The organism is Streptomyces sp. H27-H5, from assembly GCF_026627505.1.
Classification (GTDB): Bacteria; Actinomycetota; Actinomycetes; order Streptomycetales; family Streptomycetaceae; genus Streptomyces.
This window is the reverse complement of sequence record NZ_JAPNLK010000273.1, coordinates 1-1,695: the sequence shown is the minus strand read 5'-3', so window position 1 is coordinate 1,695 and position 1,695 is coordinate 1. Positions and strand designations below refer to the sequence as shown.

The 1,695-nt window shown below is 66.4% G+C and carries 1 protein-coding gene and 1 pseudogene; both read left to right on the top strand.

Annotated features, from left to right (window positions below; genetic code table 11):
* Positions 1-869, top strand: a pseudogene (locus OTB19_RS42695) (hypothetical protein); the annotation flags it as partial.
* Between the two features lie 398 nt (positions 870-1,267).
* Positions 1,268-1,567 carry a PTS transporter subunit EIIB gene (locus OTB19_RS42690; RefSeq protein WP_267804248.1) on the top strand — a complete coding sequence of 100 codons (300 nt, stop codon included), beginning with the start codon at positions 1,268-1,270 and terminating at the stop codon, positions 1,565-1,567.
* Positions 1,568-1,695: the final 128 nt, after the last annotated feature.

The following is a 1,695-nucleotide window of genomic DNA, read 5'->3' as shown; positions in this document are numbered from 1 at the left end:
GCGATCTGGGACCAGATCACCGGGACTCTCGGCCTGTCCGCAGCAGCCTGAACCACCGTCACCACCACGGCCAGATACGCCCCGAACCAGAACACACCCACCAGGACTCACCCAACCTGACAACGCCGCACGACGTCGTCCACCCGCCGGGCGGCCGCAGCGGTCTGCGCACGCCCAGTCCCGGGCCGAAGGCGGTCAACCGGTGGTGCACCGCCTCGCTCATCCATGACCCGGCCGACGTGATCGCTGAGGCGTTCACCCAGGCCACCGACCGTGACCGGGGACATCACCGTCCCTGGCTCGTCCTCGTCGACGGCGCCCGCCACCAACTCGACCTCATCGAAGCCGAGGCACGGCGGCGCAAGGCCACGATCCACGTCCTGATCGACTTCGCGCATGTCGCGGAATACATCTGGACGGCAGCCCACGCCTTCCACCCGGTCGGCAGTGATGCCGCCGAGACCTTCGCCGCCGAGAAACTCACCGCGATCCTGCACGGACACGCCGCCCGCATCACCAGCGAGATGACCACGCGGGCCGGACAAGAACAGCTCACCGGCTCCAAGCGCAAGGCCGTCGACACCTGCGTGCGCTACCTGACCGGGCACCTCGACCGACTCCGCTACGACATCGCACTGAAGAACGGGTGGCCGATCGCGACCGGCTCCGTCGAGGGAGCCTGCCGCCACCTCGTGGGCGACCGCCTCGATATCACCGGCGCCCGCTGGGGCCTCGACAGCGCCGAAGCCGTCCTCAAACTCCGCGCCGTCCACGCCAACGGTGACCTCGACGACTACCTCACCTACCACCACACCCGCGAGCACCAGCGCACCTACTCCGACCAGCGGGACTACCAACTCAGCGCCTGAACAACGACCTTCCCCCAGAAGGATCCGCACCCTTCCTCAAACGCCAAGGCTACGGACGCGCCAACTTCGACCTCCTCCGACGCCGCATCCTCCTGACCCCGTAAGCCGATCACGCTGAGTGATCCCGAAATGTGGATCAGAGCCGAACTGAATGGCCGTTGACAGTTCCCGCAAGGGAGCCCAGTCAGTCCTCCCCGGCACGGTGCGATGTCCTGGAGGATTGACGTCCGTCGGAGTGCGGGGTCTGCTCGCCTGGGTGATCGCCGTCATCAGAGCGTCGTCAGTACCTCGACCGCCGATCCGGAGGCTCGGTCCTGGCATGCTGCTCTGCGCCGCGGCTGAGTCCGGGCTTGAGCCCACTCCACGTTCCGTCACGCCGAAGGTCCGCAGGAGGTCCGATGACAACCATGCTCTTACAGACGCTTCGGATGATTCAGGCTCTCGGCGGGCCCGACAACATCACCGAGGTCCGGTCGTGTGTCACCCGGGTGGTGGTGGACGTCGGAAGTCCGGATCTCGTGGATAGAGACGCGCTCTTGGCGGAGGGCGCGCGCGTCGTCCTCGTTACGGGCCCTCGCGTCGACGTGGCCGTGGGGTCATGCGAAGCCATGGCTCTCGCTCCCGAGATAACCGCTGCGGTACGGGAGATGCGTGCTGCCGTCCGCGCTCCTACCCCTCCAGTGCTCAACGATCATTGAGCCTGCGTTCCGCAGCTGATGGCGGGTTCTGGACACGGTTGACGGTGTTCTCGCAGGTCACGTGGTTTCGGCCTGGTGGAACGGCCAGAGTCGCCTAGTAACACGTTTCATGTGGTTACCCTGCGTTG

Excerpts from the sequence above, each read along its gene's own strand:
- OTB19_RS42690 (WP_267804248.1), top strand. The coding sequence starts at position 1,268 with ATGACAACCATGCTCTTACAGACGCTTCGGATGATTCAGGCTCTCGGC.